The 2,389-nt window shown below is 52.4% G+C and carries 1 rRNA gene; it reads left to right on the top strand.

Features of this window, described 5'->3' with window-relative positions:
* Nucleotides 1-2,359 (top strand): 23S ribosomal RNA (locus ACNART_RS17770); the annotation flags it as partial.
* Nucleotides 2,360-2,389: the final 30 nt, after the last annotated feature.

Here is a 2,389-nt window from a genome sequence, read left to right as displayed (position 1 = left end):
ATGGGGTGACTGCGTACCTTTTGTATAATGGGTCAGCGACTTATATTCTGTAGCAAGGTTAACCGAATAGGGGAGCCGTAGGGAAACCGAGTCTTAACTGGGCGAATGAGTTGCAGGGTATAGACCCGAAACCCGGTGATCTATCCATGGGCAGGTTGAAGGTTGGGTAACACTAACTGGAGGACCGAACCGACTAATGTTGAAAAATTAGCGGATGACTTGTGGATGGGGGTGAAAGGCCAATCAAACCGGGAGATAGCTGGTTCTCCCCGAAAGCTATTTAGGTAGCGCCTCGTGAACTCATCTTCGGGGGTAGAGCACTGTTTCGACTAGGGGGTCATCCCGACTTACCAACTCGATGCAAACTGCGAATACCGAAGAATGTTATCACGGGAGACACACGGCGGGTGCTAACGTCCGTCGTGAAGAGGGAAACAACCCAGACCGCCAGCTAAGGTCCCAAAGTCATGGTTAAGTGGGAAACGAAGTGGGAAGGCTCAGACAGCCAGGATGTTGGCTTAGAAGCAGCCATCATTTAAAGAAAGCGTAATAGCTCACTGGTCGAGTCGGCCCGCGCGGAAGATGTAACGGGGCTAAACCATGCACCGAAGCTGCGGCAGCGACACTTAGGTGTTGTTGGGTAGGGGAGCGTTCTGTAAGCCTGCGAAGGTGTACTGTGAGGTATGCTGGAGGTATCAGAAGTGCGAATGCTGACATAAGTAACGATAATGCGGGTGAAAAACCCGCACGCCGGAAGACCAAGGGTTCCTGTCCAACGTTAATCGGGGCAGGGTGAGTCGACCCCTAAGGCGAGGCTGAAAAGCGTAGTCGATGGGAAACGGGTTAATATTCCCGTACTGGTGGTAACTGCGATGGGGGAACGGAGAAGGCTAGGTTGTCCGGGCGACGGTCGTCCCGGTTCAAGCATGTAGGCAGAGTGATTAGGCAAATCCGGTCACTTAATGCTGAGGTGTGATGACGAACCACTAAGGTGGTGAAGCAATTGATGCCCTGCTTCCAGGAAAAGCCTCTAAGCTTCAGGTTACCAACAATCGTACCCCAAACCGACACAGGTGGTCAGGTAGAGAATACTCAGGCGCTTGAGAGAACTCGGGTGAAGGAACTAGGCAAAATGGTGCCGTAACTTCGGGAGAAGGCACGCTGGCGGTAAGTGAAGTCCCTTGCGGACGGAGCCGAAGCCAGTCGAAGATACCAGCTGGCTGCAACTGTTTATTAAAAACACAGCACTGTGCAAACACGAAAGTGGACGTATACGGTGTGACGCCTGCCCGGTGCTGGAAGGTTAATTGATGGGGTTATCCTTAGGGAGAAGCTCTTGATCGAAGCCCCAGTAAACGGCGGCCGTAACTATAACGGTCCTAAGGTAGCGAAATTCCTTGTCGGGTAAGTTCCGACCTGCACGAATGGCGTAATGATGGCCAGGCTGTCTCCACCCGAGACTCAGTGAAATTGAACTCGCTGTGAAGATGCAGTGTACCCGCGGCAAGACGGAAAGACCCCGTGAACCTTTACTATAGCTTGACACTGAACATTGAGCCTTGATGTGTAGGATAGGTGGGAGACTAAGAAGTGTGGACGCCAGTCTGCATGGAGTCAACCTTGAAATACCACCCTTTAACGTTTGATGTTCTAACCTAGGCCCGTAATCCGGGTCGGGGACCGTGTCTGGTGGGTAGTTTGACTGGGGCGGTCTCCTCCTAAAGAGTAACGGAGGAGCACGAAGGTTGGCTAAGCATGGTCGGACATCATGCGGTTAGTGCAAAGGCATAAGCCAGCTTGACTGTGAGAGTGACGGCTCGAGCAGGTACGAAAGTAGGTCTTAGTGATCCGGTGGTTCTGAATGGAAGGGCCATCGCTCAACGGATAAAAGGTACTCCGGGGATAACAGGCTGATACCGCCCAAGAGTTCATATCGACGGCGGTGTTTGGCACCTCGATGTCGGCTCATCACATCCTGGGGCTGAAGTAGGTCCCAAGGGTATGGCTGTTCGCCATTTAAAGTGGTACGCGAGCTGGGTTTAGAACGTCGTGAGACAGTTCGGTCCCTATCTGCCGTGGGCGTTGGAAGATTGAGAGGGGTTGCTCCTAGTACGAGAGGACCGGAGTGAACGCACCACTGGTGTTCGGGTTGTCATGCCAATGGCATTGCCCGGTAGCTAAGTGCGGAAGAGATAACCGCTGAAAGCATCTAAGCGGGAAACTTGCCTCGAGATGAGTCTTCCCTGTCACCTAGAGTGACCTAAAGGAACGTTTAAGACTAAGACGTTGATAGGCTGGGTGTGTAAGCGTAGCGATACGTTGAGCTAACCAGTACTAATGAACCGTGAGGCTTAACCTGACAACACCGAAGGTGTTTTGTCTGAGAGAC

It is taken from the genome of Proteus sp. LHD240705, from assembly GCF_047921555.1.
Lineage (GTDB): Bacteria > Pseudomonadota > Gammaproteobacteria > Enterobacterales > Enterobacteriaceae > Proteus.
The sequence above is the reverse complement of the archived record's forward strand: the minus strand, read 5'-3'. Positions and strand labels throughout refer to the sequence as shown.